The sequence below is a fragment of the Arthrobacter sp. I3 genome (assembly GCF_000520575.1).
Classification (GTDB): domain Bacteria; phylum Actinomycetota; class Actinomycetes; order Actinomycetales; family Micrococcaceae; genus Arthrobacter; species Arthrobacter humicola_A.
The window spans coordinates 33,142-36,206 of sequence record NZ_KI914928.1; the positions used below are offsets into that span (position 1 = coordinate 33,142).

General features: G+C 66.6%; 3 protein-coding genes. All 3 read left to right on the forward strand.

Features of this window, described 5'->3' with window-relative positions; all coding sequences use genetic code 11:
• The coding region (locus Y706_RS25320; RefSeq protein WP_043436105.1) for an MFS transporter at nt 1-1,083 on the forward strand (1,083 nt) is incomplete at its 5' end.
• A gap of 71 nt (nt 1,084-1,154) precedes the next feature.
• Nucleotides 1,155-2,054: a transketolase gene (locus tag Y706_RS0112745; RefSeq protein ID WP_028276882.1), complete on the forward strand. Its 900-nt coding sequence runs from the start codon at nt 1,155-1,157 to the stop codon at nt 2,052-2,054.
• On the forward strand, nt 2,051-3,043 hold the full coding sequence (locus tag Y706_RS0112750) for a transketolase family protein (protein WP_028276883.1): 993 nt from the start codon (nt 2,051-2,053) through the stop codon (nt 3,041-3,043). The genes Y706_RS0112745 and Y706_RS0112750 overlap by 4 nt, the downstream gene beginning before the upstream one ends.
• Nucleotides 3,044-3,065 lie beyond the last annotated feature (22 nt).

The following is a 3,065-nucleotide window of genomic DNA, read 5'->3' on the forward strand; positions in this document are numbered from 1 at the left end:
GGGGACAAGGTCGGCCGCAAGCCGGTCCTGGTGGCCTCCCTGATCCTCATGGGCATCGCCACTTTCGTCATAGGCCTGCTCCCCACCTACGCCCAGGTGGGTCTGCTGGCTCCGGCTCTGCTGGTGTTTGTCCGCATCGTCCAGGGCCTGGCCTTCGGCGCGGAGTGGGGCGGCGCCATCCTCATGAGCTACGAACACGCACCCTGGAAATCGAAGGGAAAGTACACCGGCATGGTTCAGGCTGGCTTCCCGGTCGGGCTGCTGCTGGCCAACCTCGTGTTCCTCTTCAGCGTCCAGCTCGGCGGCGAACTCGCCTGGCGCATTCCCTTCCTGGCCAGCATCGTGCTGGTCGTCGTCGGACTGATCATCCGCTCCAAGGTCCCCGAATCCCCCGTCTTCGACGAGGTCAAGGACAGCGGCGACATCGTCAAGTCGCCCATCAAGGAGGTCCTGAAGACCGACTGGCGCAACATCGTCAAGGGCATCGGCCTGCGCATCGCCGAGACCGCCGGCTACGCCGTGTCCATCACTTACATGATTTCCTACCTGAACAGCCAGCACCTGGCCGACAAGTCGCAGACGCTCGTGGCCTTGTGCATCGCCTCCGCAATCGGCATCTTCGCCACCCAGGCCTGGGCACGGCTGACGGACAGGATCGGCCGGCGCCCGCTGTATATCTGGTCCTGCGCCTTCGCCGTGGCCTTCGCGGTGCCGATGTTCCTGCTGGTCAACACCGGACTGTTCATCTTCATCATCGCCACCCTCGTGATCTCCTACGCCGTCTGCCAGAACTCCCTGGCCGGCGCCCAGGGCGCGTGGTTCCCGGAGCTGTTCCAGGCCAAGACCCGCGCCTCCGGCGCCTCGCTGGCCTACCAGATCTCGGCCATGGTCTCAGGGTTCACCCCGTTCATCACCACATTGCTCTTCGTCAGCTTCGGCTGGATGGGACCGGCACTGCTCTTCGGCACCTACGCCGCCATCGGCCTGTGGGCCGCCGTCGCCACCCGTGAAACGTGGGGCAAGCGCGAACGGGAATTCGCGGATCAGGCTACCAAAAGCACCCCCACCCACGTGAGCGCGTAGATACGCACCGCCCGGAAGCCGTCGAAGGCCTCCCGCAGCAGCTCGCCACGTCATATCTGAAAGGAAGAATCGTGGTTTCAACACAGGAAATAACCACCCGAGGCAAAGCCTCCGACGCCGAGGCAGAACGCCTGGCACGGGTCGAAGGGGCCGCCTACCGGATCCGCCACCATGCCCTGAACATGGGCGAAGTCCAAGGCCAAGGCTACGTTGGCCAGGCCCTCGGCGCGGCCGACATGCTCGCCGCGGTCTACGCGGACCAGCTCCGGTTCCGCGCCGACGATCCTGAGTGGGAGGACCGCGACCGGTTCCTGCTCTCCACCGGCCACTACGCGATCGGCCACTACGCGGCCCTCGCCGAGGCCGGAATCATCCCCGTCAGGGAACTGGAGACCTACGGCTCGGACGACTCCCGGCTGCCGATGTCCGGGATGTCCACCTACACCCCCGGCATGGAGATTTCCGGCGGCTCCCTCGGCCACGGCCTCTCCATCGCCGTCGGCGCCGCCCTGGGCCTGCGCTACCAGGGTTCGGGTTCCCGGGTCTATAACTTCCTCTCCGACGGCGAACTTGACGAGGGCTCCACGTGGGAGGCCGCGATGGGCGCCCACCACCACCGCCTCGGCAACCTCACCGCCATGGTGGACATCAACGCCCTACAGGCCGACGGCAAGACCGACACCGTGCTGCGCACCGAGCCCGTCACCGAAAAGTGGCAGGCGTTTGGCTGGTACGCCCAGCGCGTGAACGGGAACGACGTCGGCGCGCTGCTGGCCGCGTTCGACAACGCGGCCGCCCAGGCCGCCGACGTCGGACGTCCCTCCGTGATCCTGTGCGACACGAAGGTGGGCCGCGGCGTGCCGCTGCTCGAGGACCGCGAAAAAGCCCACTTCATGCGCATCGAAGAACACGAATGGCAGCTCTGCCGCGAGCAGCTGACCGCAGGTTTCGAAGGAAAGGCCGCACGATGAGTACCGCAACAACACCGAAGCTGAAGACCTCTGCCATGATCGCCTCCTTCGCGGACCCGGGCCAGAAGACCGCGTCCGCGCCGTTCGGGCACGCCCTGGTCAAGGCCGCGCAGGAGAACGACAAGATCGTGGGACTGACCGCGGACCTGGGCAAGTACACGGACATGCACATTTTCGCCCAGGCATTCCCGGAACGCTTCTTCCAGATGGGCATGGCCGAACAGCTGCTCTTCGGCGCCGCGGCGGGCCTGGCTGAGACCGGTCTGGTCCCGTTCGCCTCGACGTACTCGGTGTTCGCTGCCCGGCGCGCCTACGATTTCCTGTGCCTGGATGCCGCCGAGCCAAACCTCAACGTCAATATCGTCGGCGGGCTCCCGGGGCTGACCACCGGCTACGGTCCAAGCCACCAGGCGACCGAGGACATGGCGATCTTCCGCGGCATGCCCAATCTGACCATCGTGGACCCGTGCGACTCGCTGGACATCGAGCAGGCCGTCCCCCAACTGGCCGCCAGCGAGGGCCCCACGTACCTACGACTGCTGCGCGGCAACGTCCCCACCGTGCTGGACGAGTACGACTACACGTTCGAACTCGGCAAGGCGAAAGTCCTGCGTGGCGGCCGTGACGTCGTCTTCATCTCCAGCGGGCTGATGACCATGCGGGCACTCCAGGCGGCCGAGGCGCTGGCTGCGCACCACGTGGATGTCGCCGTCGTCCACGCCCCCACCATCAAGCCGTTCGACGCCGCGACGGTGCTCGCCGAGCTGAACACTGACCGCCTCGCGGTCACGCTGGAGAACCACAGTGTGGTGGGCGGGTTGTTCGAGACCGTGGCTTCGGCCGTGGTCACCGCGGGGCTGGGTAAACGGGTGGTGCCGGTAGCGCTGCCGGACGAATTCCTGGACGCGGGCGCGCTGCCCACCCTGCACGAACGCTACGGCCTCTCGGTGCAGAGGGTCGTTGCCAAGGTGCTCGCCGAACTCGGCTGAGCCGGAGGGAACAGCCTACGGG